Below are 21,053 nucleotides of genomic sequence, written 5' to 3'. Positions count from 1 at the left end.
CCCCGCGGGTGGCAGGGGACTTAAGGTCTTGACTGGCGGTTTACAAGCCTTGTTTCAGGCTGGCCACCAGGTATTCGTCGATATCGCCGTCGAGCACCTTGTCGCAGTCGCTGCGTTCGATGTTAGTGCGCAAATCCTTGATTCGCGACGCATCGAGTACATACGAGCGGATCTGGTGACCCCAGCCGATGTCCGACTTGGTGTCTTCCAGGGCCTGGGAGGCGGCATTGCGTTTCTGTACTTCCTGCTCGTACAAGCGCGCCCGCAACATTTTCATCGCGGTGTCTTTGTTGGCGTGCTGGGAGCGTTCGTTCTGGCAGCTGACCACGGTGTTGGACGGTACGTGCGTAATACGCACGGCCGAGTCGGTGGTGTTTACGTGCTGACCACCGGCACCGGAGGAGCGATAGGTATCGATGCGCAGGTCCGACGGGTTGATGTCGATTTCGATGTTGTCATCGATTTCCGGCGACACGAACACGGCCGAGAACGAGGTGTGGCGACGGTTGCCGGAATCGTACGGGCTCTTGCGCACCAGGCGGTGCACGCCGATTTCGGTACGCAACCAGCCAAAGGCGTATTCGCCCTTGATGTGCACGGTAGCGCCTTTGATACCGGCGACTTCACCGGCCGACAGTTCCATGATGGTCGCGTCGAAACCGCGTTTGTCGGCCCAGCGCAGGTACATGCGCAGCAGGATGTTGGCCCAGTCCTGAGCCTCGGTACCGCCAGAGCCGGCCTGGATGTCCAGGTAAGCGTTGTTGGCGTCCATCTCACCGCTGAACATGCGACGGAATTCGAGTTTTTCCAGGGATTCGCGCAGGCGCTCGACTTCGGCAGCGACGTCATCGACGGCGGCCTGGTCTTCTTCTTCGGCGGACATCAGCAGCAGGTCTTTGGCATCGGCCAGGCCTGTGTGCATTTCGTCGAGGGTTTCGACGATCTGAGCCAGCAGCGACCGCTCGCGGCCCAGCTCCTGAGCGTACGTCGGGTTGTTCCAGACAGACGGATCTTCAAGCTCGCGATTGACTTCAGTCAGACGCTCATGCTTTTGATCGTAGTCAAAGATACCCCCGAATAGTTTCGGAGCGCTCGGACAGGTCCTTGATACTGTTAAGGATCGGGTTGATTTCCATGGCGGGCAGCACTCGTTGGCGAACTTTTGAAAGCCGGCGAGTATAACGTAATCAGGCTGTCACGGCAGCCCGCCTGGCGGCTTTAGGGGCGAATGGTTTTGGCTAAACGGCGAACACTTGTAGCAGCGGTCGAGCCCCGCGAGGCCGCGTTCGAGGACGAAGTCCTCGCCAGTCCTGCGCACGCGGTTTGTCTGGAAGATCGCGTTGCCTGGTTTTACGACGGCTGCGTCCGAACGCGGCCCGCACCGAACGCAGCCTCGCGGGGCTCGACAGCAGCTACGGTGCTACGGCGTGAGGTGGTTTGTGGGTTATTCGATCCCAACCTGATTGCGCCCATTGTTCTTCGCCAGATACAGCCCCTTGTCCGCCGCCGAGATCAGTTGACGGCAATCGCCGCCCGGTTGCGGGGTCATGGTCGACAGGCCGATGCTGATGGTCAGGCTCGATCCTTCGATCGGGGAAATATGCGGAATCTTTAGCGACGCTACGGTCTGGCGCAGTTTTTCCGCCACCATCCGGGCACCGCCCTGCGACGTATTGGGCAGCACCAGGGCGAATTCTTCACCGCCGTAACGGGCCGGCAGGTCCGAAGGTCGGGCGCTGGCATCACGGATCGCCGTTGCCACTTTGCGCAAGGCTTCATCGCCTTCAAGGTGACCGAAACTGTCGTTGTAGGACTTGAAGTAATCCACATCGATCATCAGCAGCGACAGTTGACTCTGGTCACGCAGCGAACGGCGCCACTCAAGCTCCAGGTATTCGTCGAAATGCCGGCGGTTCGACAGCCCGGTCAGGCCATCCGAGTTCATCAAGCGTTGCAGCACCAGGTTGGTGTCCAGCAACTGCTGCTGGCTGACCCGCAGCGCGCGATACGCGGCGTCACGCTGCAGCAACGTCATGTAGGAGCGCGAGTGATAGCGGATGCGCGCCACCAGTTCGATGTTGTCCGGCAGCTTGACCAGGTAATCATTGGCCCCGGCCGCAAACGCCGCGCTCTTGATCAGCGGGTCTTCCTTGGTCGACAGGACAATGATCGGGATGTCCTTGGTCGCCGGATGGTTGCGGTATTCGCGCACCAGGCTCAAGCCGTCAAGACCGGGCATCACCAGATCCTGGAGAATCACCGTCGGTTTTATTCGGATCGCCTGGGCGATGGCCTGGTGCGGGTCGGAGCAGAAGTGGAAGTCGATGTTTTCTTCGTTCGACAACCCGCGGCGCACCGCCTCGCCGATCATTGCCTGATCGTCCACCAACAACACCATGGCGGCGTTTTCGTCGGTTTTGAAGCCGTCGAGCTGTAAGTCATTCATAGGCAGTCACCTGAGTACTACTTGGTCCAGGATTGCTGTGAAAGTTCTTCATTTGGGGAATATCTCCAGCAATCGTGGCGCTATCTTGTCCAGTGGACGGATTTCCATCGCGGCATCGATGGCCGCTGCCGCCTTCGGCATTCCGTACACCGCACTGCTGTTCTGATCCTGAGCGATGGTCAGGTAGCCCTGTTGGCGCATGAGTTTAAGCCCCTGTGCGCCATCGCGTCCCATGCCGGTGAGCAAAACACCCACGGCATCGCCGTTCCAGTAACTGGCCACACTCTCGAAAAACACATCGATCGAAGGCCGGTAGATCTCGTTGACCGGTTCGGCGGTGTAGGCCAGCGTGCCGTTTTTCAACAAGCGAATATGGTGGTTGGTGCCCGCCAGCAACACCGAGCCGGCCTGCGGAGGCTCACCTTCCTGGGCCAGGCGCACATCCAGGCCGCTGGCGCTGCTGAGCCATTCGGCCATGCCGGCGGCGAACACCTGGTCGACATGCTGCACCAGCACGATGGCCGCCGAAAAATTTTGCGGCAGCCCCTTGAGCAAGACTTCCAGCGCCGCCGGCCCACCTGCCGATGAGCCAATGGCGACCAGGCGCTGGCGCGAACCTGAACTGCGGTGCGGGCTCGGGGCGGCTCGCTCGCGATTGCCCCGATCACCGATCAGCCAACCGATGTTCATGATCTTGCGCAGTAACGGGGCTGCTGCCTCCTGGGCATTGCCGGCACCGATGGCCGGCGTATCGACCACATCCAGCGCTCCGTGGCCCATGGCTTCGAACACCCGATGCACGTTCTGCTCGCGGTCGACCGTAACGATGACAATCGCGCACGGCGTCTCGGCCATGATCCGCCGAGTCGCCTCCACGCCGTCCATCACGGGCATGATCAGGTCCATCAGAATCAGATCCGGCGTATTTTCAGCGCACCGCTGCACCGCCTCGGCCCCATTGCTGGCGACCCAGACCACTTCGTGCGCCGGATCGAAAGCCAAGGCGCGGCGCAGGGCCTCCACGGCCATGGGCATGTCGTTGACGATCGCTATTTTCATGCACGCGCTCCTCCAATGAGCTCAACCACCGCGTCAAGCAGGGCGTCGTCATGAAAACTGGCCTTGGCTAGATAATAGTCGGCTCCAGCGTCCAGTCCACGGCGACGGTCCTCTTCACGATCCTTGTAAGACACCACCATCACCGGCAGGGATTGCAGGCGATTGTCCCGACGCAGCAAAGACACCAGCTCGATGCCATCCATGCGCGGCATATCGATATCGGTGATCAGCAGATCGAAATCCTCCGATCGCAATGCGTTCCAGCCATCCATTCCGTCCACCGCCACCGCCACGTCGTAGCCGCGATTGAGTAGCAACTTGCGTTGCAGCTCACGCACCGTCAGCGAATCGTCGACCACCAGAATCCGTTTTCGAGCCGCTTCAACCGCCTGGTTGCCCTGTCGGGCGATGCGCTCAAGACGCCCGGTATTGAGCAGTTTGTCCACCGAACGCAGCATGTCTTCGACATCGACGATCAGCACCACGGAACCATCGTCGAGCAAGGCCCCGGCGGAAATGTCCTGCACCTTGCCCAGACGCTCGTCCAGCGGCAACACGACCAACGTTCGTTCGCCGATAAACCGCTCGACCGCCACGCCGTAAATCGCCTCGCGTTCGCGAATCACCACCACTTTTAGGGTTTGCTGACTGTTCTGGCCCGCTGGGCGCTGCAACAGCTGACTGGCGGCGACCAGCCCGACATGCCGGCCTTCGTGCCAGAAATGCTGACGACCTTCGACCTGGACAATGTCCGCCGGCTCCAGATCGCACATCCGTTCGATATGGGCCAGCGGGAAGGCATACGCCTCGTCACCGACTTCCACCACCAGGCTGCGCACCACCGACAGGGTCAGCGGCACTTCGAGGTGAAAACGACTGCCCTCGCCCGCCACCTGCTCCAGCACGACCGCGCCGCGCACCTGGCGGACCATGTGCTGGACCGCATCCAGCCCGACGCCGCGCCCGGAGACTTCGGTGACTGTGTTGCGCAGGCTGAAACCCGGCAGGAACAGGAAGGTCAGCAGCTCTTCCTCACTCAATTGCGCGGCGGTTTCGGCCGGGGACAATTGGCGTTCGATGATGCTGCGGCGGACCTTTTCCAGGTCGACGCCATTGCCGTCATCGCTCAACTCCAGCACCAGCAAACCGGCCTGATGGGAAGCGCGCAAACGGATCAGGCCTTCAGCGGGTTTACCCGCCAATAGCCGTTGCTCCGGGGATTCGATGCCGTGATCCACGGCATTGCGCAGCAGGTGCGTCAGCGGCGCTTCCAGCTTTTCCAAGACGTCACGGTCGACCTGGGTTTTCTCGCCCTCGATCTCCAGCCGCACCTGCTTGCCAAGGCTGCGACCGAGGTCGCGGACCATGCGCTCTTGTCCGGTCAACACATCGGCAAACGGCCGCATGCGGCAAGCCAACGCGGTGTCGTACAACACTTGCGCCCGTTGACTGGCCTGCCAGGCGAACTCATCCAGTTCGGCGTTCTTTTCCGCCAGCAATTGCTGAGACTCAGCCAATAGCCGACGAGCGACTTCGAGGGCTTCCTGTGCTTCCAGGCTCAAGGCATGTTCCTTGAGGTGGACGTTGAGATTTTCCAGGGCTCGCAGGCCGTTGTTCTGCATGCGCTTGAGGCGTTGCATGGTGGCCAGGTGCGGTTTGAGCCGCAGGGTTTCCACCAGGGATTTGCTCGACAGATCAAGCAGGCTGTTCAGGCGTTCGGCCGTGACTCGCAGCACCCGCTCGCCATTTTCGGTAGTGCGCTTGGCCTTGCGTGGCGGTTCTGCGGGTTGCGGTTCGGCGACCGGAATTGGCGCTTCGGCCTTGGGCGCAGGTGCTTCGAGCTGAAGTTCCGCCATCACCGGCGCGACTGGCGCAGTGACCGGAGCGGGCGCCGCCATCGGATCCAGCAACAGCGCCATCAACACCCCATAGGCCTCGATTTCCGCCGGCTCAGGGTTGTTGTCCGGCGTCGCAATGCGCATCAGCAAATCGGTGCCTTGCAGCAAGGCATCGATGTGCTCGGGCCGCAGGTACAGGCGCCCTTCCTGGGCACTGACCAGGCAATCCTCCATCACATGCGCGACGCTGACCCCGGCATCGACGCCGACAATCCGCGCCGCCCCCTTGAGCGAGTGCGCCGCGCGCATGCACGATTCGAGATGATCGGCCTGGGTCGGGTCGCGCTCCAGCGCCAGAAGACCTGCGCTCAGCACCAGCGTCTGGGCCTCGGCTTCCATACTGAACAGTTCCAGCAAAGAGGCGTCGCGCATTTGCTCGGGGGTCATGTAAGGCTCCGGGTCACGGCGGACAACAGCTGTTCTTCATCCAGCCAACGCAGGCTGCGACTTTTGAATTGCAACACGCCACGGGTGTATTTGGCGCTGGCCTGCGTACCAGAGCGGGACGCCGCCTCGAGGACGCGCTCGTCGATGGCGTGAATCCCGTCCACTTCATCCACCGGCACCACCACCGGCCCGCCGTGTGCGGCGATGATCAGCATGCGCGGCATGACCCGCGCACCGGACGCCGTGCTGCTGGCGCCATCGAGCCCGAGCAATTCCACCAGCGACAGGCACGCCACCAACGCGCCGCGCACATTCGCCACGCCGAGCAAAGCCCGGGAGCGTTGGTGCGGCAGGGAATGAATCGCTTGCAGCGGCGCCACTTCCACCAGACTGCGAGTGGCCAGGGCCAGCCATTCTTCACCCAGGCGGAACATCAGCAGCGAGCGGGTTTTCATCTCGCTTTCGACCACCGTGGAGACTTGCCCACGGTCTTCCTGCTGCAACGCGTAGCGGTCGAGTAAGCGCGTCGCCGCGGCCGAATACACCGCGCAATTGCGGCAGTGAATGTGATCGCTCAGAAGCGGGCAGGACTTGTCGCCGTGGATACCGATGCGGTTCCAGCAGTCGTCGATGGCCTGGGCATCTTCATGGGTGAGGCTAAAGGTGTCGGCGGCGTTCATCGTTTACGCTCACTGTCAGCGGCGCGCTCGCTGCGGGCGGCGCGGTCCTGCAATCGTCTGGCTCCCGCGGTGTCGCCCAAGGACTGCAGTAATGCCGCGAGGTGCATCAACGCGTCGGGATGTTGCGGGTCGAGGTACAACGCCTTGCGATAAAACCCCTGGGCTTCAAGGACTCTGCCGGCGACATCGCTGAGCAAGCCCAGCCAGTAGAAGACCTGGGCCACGGGTTCATGACTGCGCAAATAGCTATCGCACGCGGCGCGGGCCTCGGCACTTTTGCCTTCGTTGGCCAGCGCGGCGATGTTTGCCAGCAGTGTGGCGGTGTCCGGGTTGGCGACTTTCGTCACGGCAGGTAGCGGCACCAACGTTGCAAAGGGCCGGTTGCGAACGGGCGGCGGTGCCACGCTGGGCACCGGTTGGCGCACGGGCAGTGGCGTCGGCACGAACGTCGCAATGGGCGCAGGCTCCGGTGCGCTTTGACGACTGAACGCAAAGGACTGCGGGATGCCGATCGAACGCATGCCGAAACGGCCGAGCAAGCTGCCCTCGGCCGGGCCGATAAACAGCACGCCATCCACATGAGTCAGACGCTTGAGCACTTCGAACACTTGCTGTTGGGTCGGCTGATCGAAATAGATCAGCAGGTTGCGGCAAAACACAAAGTCATACGGCGGTTCGTTGGCCAGCAACGTCGGATCCAGCAGATTGCCGACCTGCAAACGCACCTGTTCGAGCACTCGCCCGCTGAGGCGATAGCCCTCCTCGCCTTCAGCGCTGAAATGCCGGTCGCGAAAGGCGATGTCCTGGCCCCGGAACGAATTCTTGCCATACAGCGCGCGCCGGGCTTTTTCCACCGACAACGGGCTGACGTCCATGCCTTCGACCTTGAACTGGTGCGGCTGTAACCCGGCATCGAGCAACGCCATGGCGATGGAATACGGTTCTTCACCGGTAGAACACGGCAGGCTGAGAACCCGCAGCGCGCGCATGTTGTTGATGTCGCTCAGGCGTTTGCTGGCCAGTTTCGCCAACGTGGCGAAGGATTCCGGGTAACGGAAAAACCAGGTCTCGGGGACAATCACCGCTTCGATCAGCGCCTGCTGCTCGTCCTGCGAACCCTGCAAGGTGTGCCAGTACTCATCGGCCGTCAGCGCTTTGGATGCCGTGCTGCGCTGGCGCACCGCACGCTCGATGATCGCCGGGCCCACCGAGGTCACATCGAGACCGATGCGCTCTTTGAGAAAATCGAAAAACCGTTGATCGTTGCTCATGGCCGCTCCTCAAGCAGCGCCAGGTCCAACGGCTGCGCTGGAAACAGCAGCGCGCGAACCTGATCGTCAAGCAAGTCGGCGACCCGCACCCATTGCAGCAAACCCTGGTCATCTTCACGCACTGGCCCGAGGTACGGCGCCTGACGATTGTCCAGGCCATAGGGCTGAAAATCCGCCGGGTTGCAGCGCAAGGTATCGGTGGCCTGCTCCAGAATCAGCCCGAGCAATTGCGCCTCAGCGAACTCGTCCGCACGGTAGTTGACCAGCACCAGGCGGGTGCTGGTACGGGCCTGGGCCGGTTGGCCGAACGTCAGCGCACTGAGGTCGATCACCGGCACCACCGCGCCGCGGTAGGCGAACACCCCGGCCACCCATTCCGGCGCGCGGGGAATCGGTTTCAACGGCAGACGCGGCAGCACTTCCGCCACCTCGATCGCCTGCAGGGCGTAACGCTCGCTGCCGATGCGGAACACCAGAAACAATGATTGCAGCGCCGGCTTCACGGCGGTGCGTTTGGCCGAGGGCTCGCTCATCAGACTTTGAATCGCGAAACGCCGCTGCGCAGCCCTACGGCCACCTGGCTCAGCTCATCGATGGCGAAACTGGCCTGACGCAAGGACTCGACGGTTTGGCTGCTGGCATCGCCCAACTGCACCAGCGCGTGGTTGATCTGTTCGGCGCCCGTGGCCTGGGCCTGCATGCCTTCGTTGACCATCAACACCCGCGGCGCCAATGCCTGAACCTGATGAATGATCTGCGACAACTGCTCGCCGATTTGCTGCACTTCGGACATGCCACGACGCACTTCTTCAGAGAACTTGTCCATGCCCATCACCCCGGCCGACACCGCCGACTGGATCTCGCGCACCATCTGCTCGATGTCGTACGTGGCGACGGCGGTCTGGTCTGCCAGACGCCGCACTTCGGTGGCGACCACGGCAAAACCGCGGCCATATTCACCGGCCTTTTCGGCCTCAATCGCCGCGTTGAGCGACAGCAGATTGGTCTGGTCGGCGACCTTGACGATGGTCACCACCACCTGATTGATGTTGCCGGCCTTCTCATTGAGGATCGCCAGTTTGGCGTTGACCAGATCGGCCGCGCCCATCACCGAGTGCATGGTCTCTTCCATCCGCGCCAGGCCTTGCTGCCCGGAACCGGCGAGCACCGAGGCCTGATCGGCGGCGGTGGAGACTTCGATCATCGTGCGCACCAGATCCCGCGAAGTGGCCGCAATCTCACGGGACGTCGCGCCGATTTCGGTGGTGGTGGCGGCGGTTTCGGTGGCGGTCGCTTGCTGTTGCTTGGAGGTGGCGGCGATCTCGGTCACCGAGGTGGTGACCTGTACCGAGGAACGCTGGGCCTGGGACACCAGGGACGTCAGCTCGGCCATCATGTCGTTGAAGCCGGTTTCCACAGCGCCGAATTCGTCCTTGCGCGCCAGGTTGAGGCGACCGCTGAGATCGCCGGTACGCATTATTTCGAGAATCTGCACAATGCGATTCATCGGCGCCATGATCGCGCGCATCAACAAAAGACCACACAACCCGGCACACAGGACTGCGACCAGCAACGAAATGCCCATGATCAGCTTCGCCACGGCGACCGATGAAATGATCGAGTCAGTGGCCGCTTCAGCCGCCAGCCTGTTGAATTCAATGAGTTCATCCAGCTGTTTGCGGCCGGCAGTCCAGGCTGGGGTCAACTGTTCGGCGAGTAGGCGACGGGCCTGTTCGAAGTCCTTTTTCTGGTAGACATCGAGTACCGCTTCGAGCTGCTCGTCATATTGGTCGTGCAGCTTTTCAAACTCGTCGAACCTTGCCTGATCATCTTTCTCGAAAATGGTGCCCTGGTAGCTGGCCATCGCGCGTCCCAGCCGTTCCTCAATACGCTGGTACATATCCTTGTCAGCCTGGGTCATGTCTCGACCGCCACCCAGCCCGATCAGTTGCTGGGTCAGCACGTAATCATCGACCCAGGCACCGCGAATCAGGGAGCTGTAGTGAATCCCGGGAACACTGTCCGAGCGCACAACGTTCTCGCTGGACTCAATCGACAGCAAACGGGAATACGACACCACGACCATCAGCAACATGATGGTGATAATCACCGCAAAGCTCGCCAAGATGCGTTGGCGCAACGTCCAGTTCTTCACAGTCAGTCCTCGGGTGCGGTTCAAATGTTGCGGAGTATAGCTGAGGGCTGTGTTTCATTTATAAGACTGTTGTCTGGGTTGAATCGCAAGAAACGGGTCGTGGATGACAAAAGAATCTGTGGTGCCGCTGAAAATGCCATCGCGAGCAGGCTCGCTCCCACACTCGACCGAGCGGTCCTTAAATACAAAACGCCCGATGCGGGGCATCGGGCGTTGGGGTAAACAGCTGTAAACCTATATGAGGGCTTAGATAGAAGCCTGGCGCACCTGCTTCTCCAGCTCTGCCTTCAACCCCGGTTCAAGCTTCAGCTGACGTGCAAGCTCATCGAGGTAGGATTTCTCCATGAAGCTCTCCTCATCCACCAACATCACACTGGCGATGTACATCTCGGCAGCCATTTCCGGCGTGCTGGCGGCGCGGGCGACTTCTGTCGGGTCGAGCGGCTTGCTGAGTTCGGCATGCAGCCACTGCTGCAGTTCCTGATCGTTATCAAGCTTGCTGAATTCGCCTTCGATCAATGCACGCTCGCGTTCATCAACATGGCCATCGGCTTTGGCCGCTGCAACCAGCGCCTTGAGGATCGCCTGGCTGTGCAATTCGACTTGCGCTGGAGGCAGGCGGTCGAGGGTCTGCGGTTCAGTCTTTGACACGGTGCCCTGCTGGGCCTGCCAATTACCGTAGGCTTTGTAGGCAATGACGCCGAGCGCCGCGAGGCCGCCGTAGATGGCGACTTTGCCGCCGACGTTGCGTGCCTTCTTGCTGCCGAGCAACAGGCCCATGGCACCGGCTGCCAACGCACCGCCGCCTGCGCCCGAGAGCAAGCCGCCGAGGCCGCCCGAACCGCTGCTGCCGCCGAGCAATCCGCCCAAGCCACCGCCGGAGGATTTGTTCTGTGAGCCGCCGGCCTTGTTCTGCAACATGTCCTGACCGGACTTGAGTAGCTGATCGAGCAATCCACGCGTGTTCATTTTCCGCCTCCAAAAAAGGGGTTAACCGGATCAATAAGGCCACCAGCCTAGATCGAAAGTGCCCGGCATTCGGGAGCGAGAGTGCTTCGAGATGTTGCGTAGCGCCTTTGCGCTGATCACGGGCCCTTCAGAAAAATGGATATACACTCAAGCAAATCTATAAAAACCGCCCACCGGGTAATTCCACATGATGACCTTGCGTCAGATTCGTCACTTCATCGCCGTGGCCGAGACCGGCTCGATCTCCGCCGCCGCACAAACCGCGTTCATTTCCCAATCGACACTGACCCTGGCGATCCAGCAACTGGAGCAGGAAATCGGCGTCGGCCTGTTCAACCGCCACGCCAAGGGCATGACGCTGACCCACCAGGGTCACCAATTCCTACGCCAGGCGCACCTGATTCTGGCAACGGTCGACAACGCCAAACGCAGCCTGCAACAAAGCACCGATCAGGTCGCCGGGCAGTTGATCATCGGCGTGACCAGCCTGGTGGCCGGTTATTACCTCGCGGATCTACTCACTCGTTTCCAGCGCGCCTATCCCAATGTCGAGATCCGGGTGATGGAGGACGAGCGCCCTTACATCGAGCATTTGCTGGTCAGCGGTGAGATCGATGTCGGCGTGCTGATCCTCTCCAACCTCGAAGACCGCCACGCCTTGCAGACCGAAGTGCTGACTCACTCGCCCCATCGGCTGTGGTTGCCGGCCCAGCATCCGCTGCTGGAACACGACAGCATCAACCTCGCCGATGTGGCCCGTGAGCCGTTGATTCAGCTGAACGTCGATGAAATGGATCGCAACGCCCAGCGCATGTGGGCCGCGGCCTCCCTGCAACCGCGCATCACCTTGCGAACGGCATCGACGGAAGCGGTGCGAAGCCTGGTGGCAGCCGGATTGGGCGTGTCGATCCAGCCCGACATGACTTATCGCCCATGGTCACTGGAGGGCGACATCATCGAAGCGCGGCCGATTGCCGACCTGAGCCAGACCCTCGACGTCGGTCTGGCCTGGCGTCGCGGCACCGCGCGCCCAGCGCTGGTGGACCCGTTCCTGACCGTCGCCCGCGAGCAACCTCCCGGCGGGCGCAAGCCATCTATTTAATCGAACGCCACCTTCAGTATTTAGAATTTGTCGACCTCGGGTGCGGCGCCTAGTCTTGGTACATCTAGAAGACGGTCGCGCCCCGGTCACAGGGAGCAGCATGGCCACACAAGAAAAGAGAACCCGAAAAATGGCTGGCGCGCAGACCCCGTTGTTCACCGCGTTGTTGATCGATGGCGAATTGGTCGCGGGCCAGGGCTTTGTCGAACCGATCCTCAACCCGGCCACCGGGGAAGTGCTGACGCACATCGCCGAAGCGAGCACCGAGCAAGTCGAAGCCGCCATTCTCGCTGCCCACCGTGCCTTCGCCGGATGGTCGCGAACCACGCCGCAACAACGCTCGAACCTGTTGCTGGACATCGCCAACGCCATCGAAAAACAAGCCGACCTCCTCGCCCGCCTCGAATCCCTGAACTGTGGCAAGCCGTTGCACCTGGCGCGTCAAGATGACTTGAGCGCCACGGTCGATGTGTTCCGCTTCTTCGCTGGCGCCGTGCGTTGCCAGACCGGCCAGCTCAGCGGCGAATACCTGCCGGGCTACACCAGCATGGTTCGCCGCGATCCGATTGGCGTGGTGGCGTCGATTGCGCCGTGGAACTACCCGATCATGATGGCCGCGTGGAAAATCGCCCCGGCCCTGGCCGCCGGCAATACGCTGGTGTTCAAGCCCTCCGAACACACGCCGCTGTCGATTCTGGCCCTGGCGCCCGCGCTGGCCGAGATTCTGCCGCGCGGTGTGATCAACATCATTTGCGGCGGCGGTGAAGGCGTCGGCAGCCACTTGGTCAGTCACCCTAAAGTGCGCATGGTGTCGCTGACCGGCGATATCGTCACCGGGCAAAAAATCCTCCAGGCCGCGGCGAAAACCCTGAAACGCACTCACCTCGAACTCGGTGGCAAGGCCCCGGTGATCGTTTGCAACGATGCGGACATACAAGCCGTGGTCGAAGGCGTGCGCACTTATGGCTATTACAACGCCGGCCAGGACTGCACCGCGGCCTGCCGGATTTATGCACAGGCCGGGATTCATGATCGCTTGGTGGCCGAACTCGGGGCGGCGGTCAGCAGTTTGCGCTTCGCCGGCAAGCGCGACGCCGACAACGAGATTGGCCCGCTGATCAGCACCCGCCAGCGTGACCGCGTGGCCAGTTTCGTCGAGCGCGCCCTCGGTCAGCCGCACATCGAACGAGTGACCGGCGCGGCGGTGCATTCCGGTGCCGGCTTCTATTACCAGCCAACCTTGCTGGCCGGTTGCAAACAGACTGATGAGATCGTCCAGCGCGAAGTGTTCGGGCCAGTGGTCACCGTGACCCGCTTCGATCAGCTCGAACAAGCCGTGGACTGGGCCAACGACTCGGAATACGGCCTCGCCTCCTCGGTCTGGACCCAGAACCTCGACAAGGCGATGCAGGTCGCGGCGCGCTTGCAGTACGGCTGCACCTGGATCAACAGCCATTTCATGCTGGTCAGCGAAATGCCCCACGGCGGCCTGAAACGTTCAGGCTACGGCAAAGACTTATCCAGCGATTCGCTCCAGGACTACAGCGTGGTGCGGCACATCATGGCCCGCCACGGCCAGCATCTCTGACTACGCTTATAAGAAGCCGCTAACGGCCTGCTTCACCACGTTCAAAACTGCCCCGACCATAATTAAAGAAGAGGGAAACCCCATGTTCGTGCACAAGACCGCACTGCTCAGTGCTATTACCACCGCGCTGCTGGCCAGTGCCAGTATCCAGGCCGCCGAACCGCTGAAAGCCGTCGGTGCCGGCGAAGGTCAGCTGGATATTGTGGCCTGGCCTGGCTACATCGAACGTGGCGAAAGCGACAAGGCCTACGACTGGGTCACCGGTTTCGAAAAGGAAACCGGTTGCAAGATCAACGTCAAGACTGCTGCAACCTCCGATGAGATGGTCAGCCTGATGTCCAAGGGTGGTTACGACCTGGTGACGGCATCCGGCGACGCCTCCCTGCGGTTGATCGCCGGCAAACGTGTGCAGCCGATCAATACGGCGTTGATCCCGAACTGGAAGACCATTGACCCTCGGCTCAAGGATGGCCCGTGGTATGTCGTTAACCAGCAAACCTACGGCACCCCGTACCAATGGGGGCCGAACGTGCTGATGTACAACACCAATATCTTCAAAACGGCGCCGGACAGCTGGAGTGTGGTGTTCGAAGAGCAAACCCTGCCGGACGGCAAGTCCAACAAGGGCCGGGTCCAGGCCTACGACGGCCCGATCTATATCGCCGATGCGGCGCTTTACCTCAAATCGAAACAGCCGGAGCTGGGCATCAAGGACCCGTACCAGCTCAATGAAGCGCAATACAAAGCGGCGCTGGACCTGCTTCGCAAGCAACAGCCCTTGGTCCACCGCTACTGGCACGACGCAACGGTCCAGATGAGTGACGTCAAGAACGAAGGCGTGGCGGCGTCCAGCACTTGGGGCTACATGGTCAACGGCCTGGTGGCGGACAAGCAGCCGGTGGCCTCGGTCATTCCAAAAGAAGGTGCAACGGGTTGGGCCGACACCACCATGTTGCACGCCGAAGCCAAGCACCCGAACTGCGCCTACAAGTGGATGGACTGGTCGCTGCAACCGAAAGTCCAGGGTGACCTGGCGGCCTGGTTCGGTTCGTTGCCGGCGGTTCCTGCGGGCTGCAAAGAAAGCGAATTGCTCGGCGCCGAGGGCTGTAAAACCAACGGCTTCGACCAGTTCGAGAAGATCGCCTTCTGGAAAACCCCACAGGCTGAGGGCGGCAAATTCGTGCCATACAGCCGCTGGACCCAGGACTACATCTCGATCATGGGTGGTCGCTGACACACCCCGTACCGATCGTTCCCACGCTCTGCGTGGGAATGCATCACCGGACGCTCCGCGTCCATTCGCGCAAAAGTGACGCAGAGCGTCACGGGCTGCATTCCCACGCAGAGCGTGGGAACGATCATCACCAGCCCTCGATTTTTTGGAGCACCGCACCATGACGCTTGCAGTCCAGTTCACCAACGTTTCCCGTCAGTTCGGCGACGTGAAGGCCGTTGACCGGGTTTCCATCGACATTCAGGACGGCGAGTTCTTTTCCATGCTGGGCCCTTCCGGCTCGGGCAAAACCACCTGTCTGCGCCTGATCGCCGGTTTCGAACAACCGAGTGCAGGTTCTATCCGGATTCACGGCTTCGAGGCCGCCGGGCTGCCGCCCTATCAGCGTGACGTGAACACCGTGTTCCAGGATTACGCACTGTTCCCGCACATGAACGTACTCGACAACGTCGCCTACGGTTTGAAGGTCAAAGGCGTCGGCAAAACCGAACGCCAGAAACGCGCCGAAGAAGCCCTCGACATGGTCGCCCTCGGCGGCTACGGCGCGCGTAAACCAGTGCAACTGTCCGGCGGTCAGCGCCAGCGTGTGGCCCTGGCCCGCGCCCTGGTCAATCGTCCGCGGGTGCTGCTGCTCGATGAACCGTTGGGCGCGCTCGATTTAAAACTGCGCGAGCAAATGCAGAGTGAATTGAAGAAGCTGCAACGCCAGCTCGGCATCACCTTCATCTTCGTCACCCACGACCAGACCGAAGCGCTGTCCATGTCGGATCGCGTGGCGGTGTTCAACAAGGGGCGCATCGAGCAGGTCGATACCCCGCGCAACCTCTATATGAAACCGGCCACAACCTTTGTCGCCGAATTCGTCGGCACCTCCAACGTGATTCGCGGCGACCTGGCGAAACAATTGAGTGGCAATCCACAGCCGTTTTCGATTCGCCCGGAACACGTGCGTTTCGCCGAAGGACCGTTGGCCAGTCATGAAATCGAAGTCAGCGGCTTGCTCCACGACATTCAGTACCAGGGCAGCGCCACGCGCTATGAAGTGAAACTGGAAAACGGCCAGACCCTGAACATCAGCCAGGCCAACGTCCAGTGGCTCGACGTCAGCGCGCAGCATCAGACCGGACAACGCATCAGCGCACGCTGGGCACGGGAAGCGATGATCCCGCTGCACGACAACGCTGTCGGCGGGGTGTGAGATGAACAGCGTGACTCTCCCTCAAACCCCGGCCGGCGGCTCGCCGTTGCGCAGGTTTTCCAACCTGCTGTATCGCCGGCCTAATTTTTACCTGTCGCTGCTGCTGGTGCCGCCGCTGCTGTGGTTCGGCGCGATCTACCTCGGATCGCTGCTGGTTCTGCTGTGGCAAGGCTTCTACACCTTCGATGACTTCACCATGGCGGTCACGCCCGACCTGACCCTGGCGAACTTCGCTGCGCTGTTCCAGCCGTCGAACTTCGACATCATCCTGCGCACCTTGAGCATGGCCGTCGTCGTGTCGATCGCCAGCGCCATCGTCGCGTTCCCGATCGCCTACTACATGGCGCGCTACACCACCGGCAAAACCAAGGCGTTTTTCTACATCGCGGTGATGATGCCGATGTGGGCCAGTTACATCGTCAAGGCGTATGCATGGACGTTGCTGCTGGCCAAGGGCGGCGTGGCGCAGTGGTTCGTTCAGCACCTGGGCCTTGAGCCGGTTCTGCAATTCGTTTTGGGCATTCCGGGCGTCGGCGGCAGCACCTTGTCGACCTCGCACCTGGGCCGGTTCATGGTGTTCGTCTACATCTGGCTGCCGTTCATGATCCTGCCGATCCAGGCCTCGCTGGAACGTCTGCCGCCGTCCTTGCTGCAAGCCTCGGCCGACCTCGGTGCCAAGCCCCGCCAGACGTTCATGCAAGTGATTCTGCCGTTGTCGATTCCGGGCATCGCGGCCGGTTCGATCTTCACTTTTTCGCTGACCCTGGGCGACTTCATCGTGCCGCAACTGGTGGGCCCGCCGGGCTACTTCGTCGGCAGCATGGTGTACGCCCAGCAAGGCGCGATCGGCAACATGCCGATGGCCGCGGCCTTCACGCTGGTGCCGATTGTGTTGATCGCCATTTACCTGACTATCGTGAAACGACTGGGGGCCTTCGATGCGCTCTGATGCAAAAAAACCAGTGCCGCAAACCCACGGGGAGAAAGCCTCGCTCGGCCTGCGCATCGCCGCCTGGGGCGGGTTGCTGTTTCTGCACTTTCCGATCCTGATCATCTTCCTGTACGCCTTCAACACCGAAGACGCGGCGTTCAGTTTTCCGCCTAAAGGCTTCACGTTGAAGTGGATCGGCGTGGCGTTCTCCCGGCCGGACGTGCTGGAAGCGATCAAGCTGTCACTGCAAATCGCTTCCGTCGCGACGTTGATTGCGCTGATCCTCGGCACGCTAGCGTCGGCGGCCTTGTACCGGCGGGATTTCTTCGGCAAGCAAGGCATTTCGCTGATGCTGATCCTGCCGATTGCCTTGCCGGGGATCATCACCGGCATCGCCTTGCTGGCGACCTTCAAGACGCTGGGGATCGAGCCGGGAATGTTCACCATCATTGTCGGCCACGCGACCTTCTGTGTGGTGATCGTCTACAACAATGTCATCGCCCGCTTGCGTCGCACGTCTCACAGTTTGATCGAGGCTTCGATGGACCTCGGTGCCGACGGCTGGCAGACCTTCCGCTACATCGTCCTGCCGAACCTCGGCTCGGCGTTGCTGGCCGGCGGCATGTTGGCGTTTGCCCTGTCGTTCGACGAAATCATCGTTACCACCTTCACCGCCGGCCATGAACGCACCCTGCCGCTGTGGCTGCTCAACCAACTCAGCCGCCCACGGGACGTGCCGGTGACCAACGTCGTCGCGATGCTGGTGATGATGGTGACCATGCTGCCGATCCTCGGCGCCTATTACCTGACCCGTGGCGGCGAAAGCGTTGCGGGCAGTGGCGGGAAATAACCGAATGACCACTGAAGGAATCGAATCTCTGTAGGAGTGAGCCTGCTCGCGATGAGGACATCACATTCAACATTGATGTCAGCTGATACACCGCTATCGCGAGCAGGCTCACTCCCACAATTTGATCGGGCTCCTACAGAGAAAAAACAACAGTTGCGAAGAGGACAAAGCCATGCAAACCAAACTCTTGATCAATGGCCAACTGATCGACGGCGAAGGCCCCGCCCAACCGGTGTTCAACCCGGCCCTCGGTCGTGTGTTGGTGGAAATCAACGAAGCCAGTGAAGCCCAGGTCGATGCCGCCGTGCGTGCCGCCGACAGCGCCTTCGAAGGCTGGTCGCAAACCACGCCGAAAGAACGCTCATTGCTGCTGCTCAAACTCGCCGACGCCATCGAAGCCCATGGCGAAGAACTGGCCAAACTGGAATCGGATAACTGCGGAAAACCCTACAGCGCCGCATTGAACGACGAGATCCCGGCGATTGCCGACGTGTTCCGTTTCTTCGCTGGCGCCAGCCGTTGCATGAGCGGTTCGGCGGGCGGTGAATACCTCCCCGGCCACACCTCGATGATCCGCCGCGACCCGGTCGGCGTGATCGCGTCCATCGCACCGTGGAACTACCCACTGATGATGGTCGCCTGGAAAATCGCCCCGGCCCTCGCCGCGGGTAATACCGTGGTGCTCAAGCCGTCGGAACAAACCCCGTTGACCGCGTTGCGCCTGGCGGAACTGGCGTCGGATATTTTCCCGGCCGGCGTGCTTAACCTGGTGTTCGGTCGTGGTCCTACGGTTGGCAATCCCCTGGTCACACACCCGAAAGTGCGCATGGTCTCGTTGACCGGTTCGATCGCCACCGGTTCGAACATCATTTCCAGCACCGCCGACAGCGTCAAACGCATGCACATGGAACTGGGCGGCAAGGCCCCGGTGATCATCTTCGACGACGCCGACATCGACGCCGCCGTGGAAGGCATTCGCACCTTCGGTTTCTACAACGCCGGCCAGGACTGCACCGCCGCTTGCCGCATCTACGCGCAGGAAGGTATCTACGACACGTTCGTCGAGAAGCTCGGCGAAGCGGTCAGCAGCATCAAGTACGGTGTGCAGGATGATCCGTCGACCGAGTTGGGCCCGTTGATCACCGCGCAACATCGCGACCGCGTGGCCGGGTTCGTCGAGCGTGCCGTGGCGCAGCCGCATATCCGATTGATCACCGGCGGCAAGGCTGTGGAAGGCAATGGTTTCTTCTTCGAACCCACCGTGTTGGCCGACGCGCAACAGGACGACGAAATCGTCCGTCGTGAAGTGTTCGGGCCGGTGGTATCGGTGACCAAATTCGCCGATGAAGCGCAGGTGCTGGGCTGGGCCAACGATTCGAACTACGGCCTGGCGTCGTCGGTCTGGACCTCGGACGTCGGTCGTGCGCATCGCCTGTCTGCGCGTTTGCAGTACGGCTGCACCTGGGTGAATACGCACTTCATGCTGGTCAGCGAAATGCCCCACGGCGGTCAGAAACTGTCCGGTTATGGCAAGGACATGTCCATGTACGGGCTGGAGGACTACACCGTCGTTCGGCATGTGATGTTCAAGCACTAAAAGCATCGCGAGCAGGCTCGCGCCCACAGGTTCAGCGCAATCCATGTGGGAGCGAGCCTGCTCGCGATGGCCTCACCGCAACACAAAACAATAACCACCGATCCGGGCAGCGCCGTGATGGCCCTGTCACGGTTTCGGACATCCGAAATCTGCCGATTTTCCGGAGCTAACACACATGAGTGCATCACCCGATCTCTCTGCAGCCGTGGCCGACAGCGACGCCGAGCAACTGCGCAAGCTAGGTTACACCTCGAACTTCAATCGCAGCATGAGCCTGTGGGAAAACTTCGCCCTGGGCTTCACTTATCTCTCTCCGGTCGTAGGGGTTTATACCCTGTTCGGCCTGTGCCTCGCCGCCGGTGGGCCACCGATGTTCTGGGCTTATTTACTGGTCGGATGCGGCCAGTTGCTGGTGTGCCTGATCTTCGGCGAAGTGGTCTCGCAGTTCCCGATTTCCGGCGGCGTGTACCCGTGGGCTCGTCGCTTGGTGGGCAAGCGCTGGGCGTGGATGGTCGGCTGGATCTACTCCATCGCCCTGTGCGTCACCATCGCCGCCGTTGCGGTCGGCGCCGGTCCGTACCTGGCCGCCATGATGGGCTTTGAACCGAGCAACACCACCAACATCGTCATCGCGCTGTTCCTGACGTTGTTCGCCACCCTGGTCAACCTCAGCGGCACCAAAGTGCTGGCGCGGATCGCCATGTTCGGCTTCCTGTGCGAGCTTGTCGGTTCGGTGATCGTCGGCGTTTACCTGCTGGTTTTCGAACGTCATCAATCGATCAGTGTGTTGTTCAACACCTTCGATATCAGCGTCGATGGCTCGTATCTGCCGGCGTTCCTCACCGCCTCGCTGGCGGGGATGTTCCTGTACTACGGCTTCGAGGCCTGCGGCGACGTGGCCGAAGAAACCCCGAACCCGAGCAAGCAAATCCCGGTGGCCATGCGCATGACCATCTACATCGGCGGCATCGCGGCGATGTTCGCCTGCCTGGCGCTGATCCTCGCCGTGCCAGACATGCAAGCGGTCATCAATGGCACCGACAAGGACCCGGTCACCACCATCCTCAACAACGCCTTCGGCCCGGTCGGTTCGAAAGTGGTGATGGGCGTGGTGATGATTTCCTTCATCTCCTGCGTCATCAGCCTGCAAGCCGCGGCGAGTCGTCTGCTGTATTCCTACGCTCGGGATGAAATGGTCATCGGCAGCTCACTGCTGAAGAAGATTTCCCCTACGACTCAAGTGCCGGTTGCGGCGCTGTTCGTGTCCGGCGTCCTGCCAGCGCTGATCATTGTGCTGGGCTTCTTCTTGCAGGATGCGGTGGCAACCATCGTCAGCTTCGCGGCCATCGGTATCTACCTGGCATTCCAGATGATCGTGCTCGCGGCGCTTTACGCACGCATGAAAGGCTGGAAACCGAGCGGCAAATTCACCCTCGGCGCCTGGGGCTGGGCCGTGAACATCGGCGCGTTGGTGTATGGCGTCGGCGCGATCATCAACATGGCCTGGCCACGCACGCCGGATGCGGCTTGGCATATCAACTATGCAATGGTGTTGAGTACTGCGATCGTGATTGGGTTGGGGCTGGTTTACATGTGGCTGGCCAAGCCGTATGACCATGGGACTGCGCCTGCGGGGGATGCTTGGAAGGTTAGTCGGTAAGGTTTTTTGCTCTCTCGGTACCGCTAGT

At 61.2% G+C, this 21,053-nt stretch carries 16 protein-coding genes and 2 pseudogenes; 8 read left to right on the top strand and 10 right to left on the bottom strand.

Features of this window, described 5'->3' with window-relative positions; all coding sequences use genetic code 11:
• Window positions 1-40: 40 nt before the first annotated feature.
• The 10 genes and pseudogenes from prfB to AC3WP4_RS18480 form a co-directional block, all read right to left on the bottom strand.
• Window positions 41-1,136, bottom strand: a protein-coding gene (prfB, locus tag AC3WP4_RS18525) for a peptide chain release factor 2 (RefSeq protein WP_102615600.1) whose coding sequence is annotated in 2 segments (ribosomal slippage) — window positions 41-1,063 and window positions 1,065-1,136 — 1,095 coding nt in all. Because the reading frame shifts where the segments join, the coding sequence is not laid out codon by codon here.
• 308 nt (window positions 1,137-1,444) lie between these two features.
• Window positions 1,445-2,446 (bottom strand): response regulator, encoded by a 1,002-nt coding sequence (locus tag AC3WP4_RS18520; protein ID WP_074879808.1) that lies wholly within the window; start codon window positions 2,444-2,446, stop codon window positions 1,445-1,447.
• A 48-nt stretch (window positions 2,447-2,494) separates the two neighbouring features.
• Window positions 2,495-3,505 (bottom strand): chemotaxis response regulator protein-glutamate methylesterase, encoded by a 1,011-nt coding sequence (locus tag AC3WP4_RS18515; RefSeq protein ID WP_074879811.1) that lies wholly within the window; start codon window positions 3,503-3,505, stop codon window positions 2,495-2,497.
• Window positions 3,502-5,790 carry a hybrid sensor histidine kinase/response regulator gene (locus AC3WP4_RS18510; protein WP_102615601.1) on the bottom strand — a complete coding sequence of 763 codons (2,289 nt, stop codon included), beginning with the start codon at window positions 5,788-5,790 and terminating at the stop codon, window positions 3,502-3,504. Before AC3WP4_RS18510 ends, AC3WP4_RS18515 begins: the two co-directional genes overlap by 4 nt.
• Window positions 5,787-6,470 carry a chemotaxis protein CheW gene (locus AC3WP4_RS18505; protein WP_102615602.1) on the bottom strand — a complete coding sequence of 228 codons (684 nt, stop codon included), beginning with the start codon at window positions 6,468-6,470 and terminating at the stop codon, window positions 5,787-5,789. Before AC3WP4_RS18505 ends, AC3WP4_RS18510 begins: the two co-directional genes overlap by 4 nt.
• Complete coding sequence (locus AC3WP4_RS18500) at window positions 6,467-7,741, bottom strand: CheR family methyltransferase (RefSeq protein ID WP_102615603.1); 1,275 nt, start codon at window positions 7,739-7,741, stop codon at window positions 6,467-6,469. The genes AC3WP4_RS18505 and AC3WP4_RS18500 overlap by 4 nt, the downstream gene beginning before the upstream one ends.
• On the bottom strand, window positions 7,738-8,274 hold the full coding sequence (locus AC3WP4_RS18495; protein ID WP_102615604.1) for a chemotaxis protein CheW: 537 nt from the start codon (window positions 8,272-8,274) through the stop codon (window positions 7,738-7,740). Before AC3WP4_RS18495 ends, AC3WP4_RS18500 begins: the two co-directional genes overlap by 4 nt.
• Window positions 8,274-9,347 (bottom strand): annotated as a pseudogene (locus AC3WP4_RS18490) (methyl-accepting chemotaxis protein); the annotation flags it as partial. The pseudogene AC3WP4_RS18490 and the gene AC3WP4_RS18495, both read right to left, overlap by 1 nt.
• Before the next feature lie 69 nt (window positions 9,348-9,416).
• Window positions 9,417-9,836: pseudogene (locus AC3WP4_RS18485) on the bottom strand (MCP four helix bundle domain-containing protein); the annotation flags it as partial.
• 306 nt (window positions 9,837-10,142) lie between these two features.
• Complete coding sequence (locus tag AC3WP4_RS18480; RefSeq protein ID WP_074879828.1) at window positions 10,143-10,865, bottom strand: tellurite resistance TerB family protein; 723 nt, start codon at window positions 10,863-10,865, stop codon at window positions 10,143-10,145.
• A 187-nt stretch (window positions 10,866-11,052) separates the two neighbouring features.
• On the opposite strand from AC3WP4_RS18480, the gene AC3WP4_RS18475 reads away from it, so the two are divergent.
• From AC3WP4_RS18475 to AC3WP4_RS18440, 8 genes are all read left to right on the top strand, one after another.
• Window positions 11,053-11,967, top strand: a complete 915-nt coding sequence (locus tag AC3WP4_RS18475) for a LysR family transcriptional regulator (protein WP_074879830.1) — start codon at window positions 11,053-11,055, stop codon at window positions 11,965-11,967.
• Between the two features lie 100 nt (window positions 11,968-12,067).
• A complete protein-coding gene (locus AC3WP4_RS18470; protein WP_074879833.1) occupies window positions 12,068-13,555 on the top strand; it encodes a gamma-aminobutyraldehyde dehydrogenase in 1,488 nt (495 codons plus the stop codon).
• 82 nt (window positions 13,556-13,637) lie between these two features.
• Window positions 13,638-14,789, top strand: a complete 1,152-nt coding sequence (gene ydcS, locus AC3WP4_RS18465; protein ID WP_074879836.1) for a putative ABC transporter substrate-binding protein YdcS — start codon at window positions 13,638-13,640, stop codon at window positions 14,787-14,789.
• A gap of 160 nt (window positions 14,790-14,949) precedes the next feature.
• Window positions 14,950-15,987 carry an ABC transporter ATP-binding protein gene (locus tag AC3WP4_RS18460; RefSeq protein WP_074879840.1) on the top strand — a complete coding sequence of 346 codons (1,038 nt, stop codon included), beginning with the start codon at window positions 14,950-14,952 and terminating at the stop codon, window positions 15,985-15,987.
• A gap of 1 nt (window position 15,988) precedes the next feature.
• Entirely contained in the window at window positions 15,989-16,936 is a 948-nt protein-coding gene (locus tag AC3WP4_RS18455; RefSeq protein ID WP_074879842.1) for an ABC transporter permease, read from the top strand.
• Window positions 16,926-17,768 carry an ABC transporter permease gene (locus AC3WP4_RS18450; protein WP_074879845.1) on the top strand — a complete coding sequence of 281 codons (843 nt, stop codon included), beginning with the start codon at window positions 16,926-16,928 and terminating at the stop codon, window positions 17,766-17,768. Before AC3WP4_RS18455 ends, AC3WP4_RS18450 begins: the two co-directional genes overlap by 11 nt.
• 172 nt (window positions 17,769-17,940) lie before the next feature.
• Complete coding sequence (locus AC3WP4_RS18445; RefSeq protein ID WP_102615606.1) at window positions 17,941-19,365, top strand: gamma-aminobutyraldehyde dehydrogenase; 1,425 nt, start codon at window positions 17,941-17,943, stop codon at window positions 19,363-19,365.
• Window positions 19,366-19,540: 175 nt separating this feature from the next.
• Window positions 19,541-21,025: an APC family permease gene (locus AC3WP4_RS18440; RefSeq protein ID WP_102615607.1), complete on the top strand. Its 1,485-nt coding sequence runs from the start codon at window positions 19,541-19,543 to the stop codon at window positions 21,023-21,025.
• Window positions 21,026-21,053 lie beyond the last annotated feature (28 nt).

Source organism: Pseudomonas sp. FW305-20, from assembly GCF_058788075.1.
The sequence above is the reverse complement of the archived record's forward strand: the minus strand, read 5'-3'. Positions and strand labels throughout refer to the sequence as shown.

Bases quoted from the DNA above. Each gene is read 5' to 3' on its own strand.
- AC3WP4_RS18455 (WP_074879842.1), top strand. From the start codon at position 15,989: ATGAACAGCGTGACTCTCCCTCAAACCCCGGCCGGCGGCTCGCCGTTG.
- AC3WP4_RS18450 (WP_074879845.1), top strand. From the start codon at position 16,926: ATGCGCTCTGATGCAAAAAAACCAGTGCCGCAAACCCACGGGGAGAAA.
- AC3WP4_RS18505 (WP_102615602.1), bottom strand. From the start codon at position 6,470: ATGAACGCCGCCGACACCTTTAGCCTCACCCATGAAGATGCCCAGGCC.
- AC3WP4_RS18440 (WP_102615607.1), top strand. From the start codon at position 19,541: ATGAGTGCATCACCCGATCTCTCTGCAGCCGTGGCCGACAGCGACGCC.
- AC3WP4_RS18445 (WP_102615606.1), top strand. From the start codon at position 17,941: ATGCAAACCAAACTCTTGATCAATGGCCAACTGATCGACGGCGAAGGC.
- AC3WP4_RS18510 (WP_102615601.1), bottom strand. From the start codon at position 5,790: ATGACCCCCGAGCAAATGCGCGACGCCTCTTTGCTGGAACTGTTCAGT.
- ydcS (WP_074879836.1), top strand. From the start codon at position 13,638: ATGTTCGTGCACAAGACCGCACTGCTCAGTGCTATTACCACCGCGCTG.
- AC3WP4_RS18475 (WP_074879830.1), top strand. From the start codon at position 11,053: ATGATGACCTTGCGTCAGATTCGTCACTTCATCGCCGTGGCCGAGACC.
- AC3WP4_RS18480 (WP_074879828.1), bottom strand. From the start codon at position 10,865: ATGAACACGCGTGGATTGCTCGATCAGCTACTCAAGTCCGGTCAGGAC.
- AC3WP4_RS18470 (WP_074879833.1), top strand. From the start codon at position 12,068: ATGGCCACACAAGAAAAGAGAACCCGAAAAATGGCTGGCGCGCAGACC.
- AC3WP4_RS18520 (WP_074879808.1), bottom strand. From the start codon at position 2,446: ATGAATGACTTACAGCTCGACGGCTTCAAAACCGACGAAAACGCCGCC.
- AC3WP4_RS18500 (WP_102615603.1), bottom strand. From the start codon at position 7,741: ATGAGCAACGATCAACGGTTTTTCGATTTTCTCAAAGAGCGCATCGGT.
- AC3WP4_RS18515 (WP_074879811.1), bottom strand. From the start codon at position 3,505: ATGAAAATAGCGATCGTCAACGACATGCCCATGGCCGTGGAGGCCCTG.
- AC3WP4_RS18460 (WP_074879840.1), top strand. From the start codon at position 14,950: ATGACGCTTGCAGTCCAGTTCACCAACGTTTCCCGTCAGTTCGGCGAC.
- AC3WP4_RS18495 (WP_102615604.1), bottom strand. From the start codon at position 8,274: ATGAGCGAGCCCTCGGCCAAACGCACCGCCGTGAAGCCGGCGCTGCAA.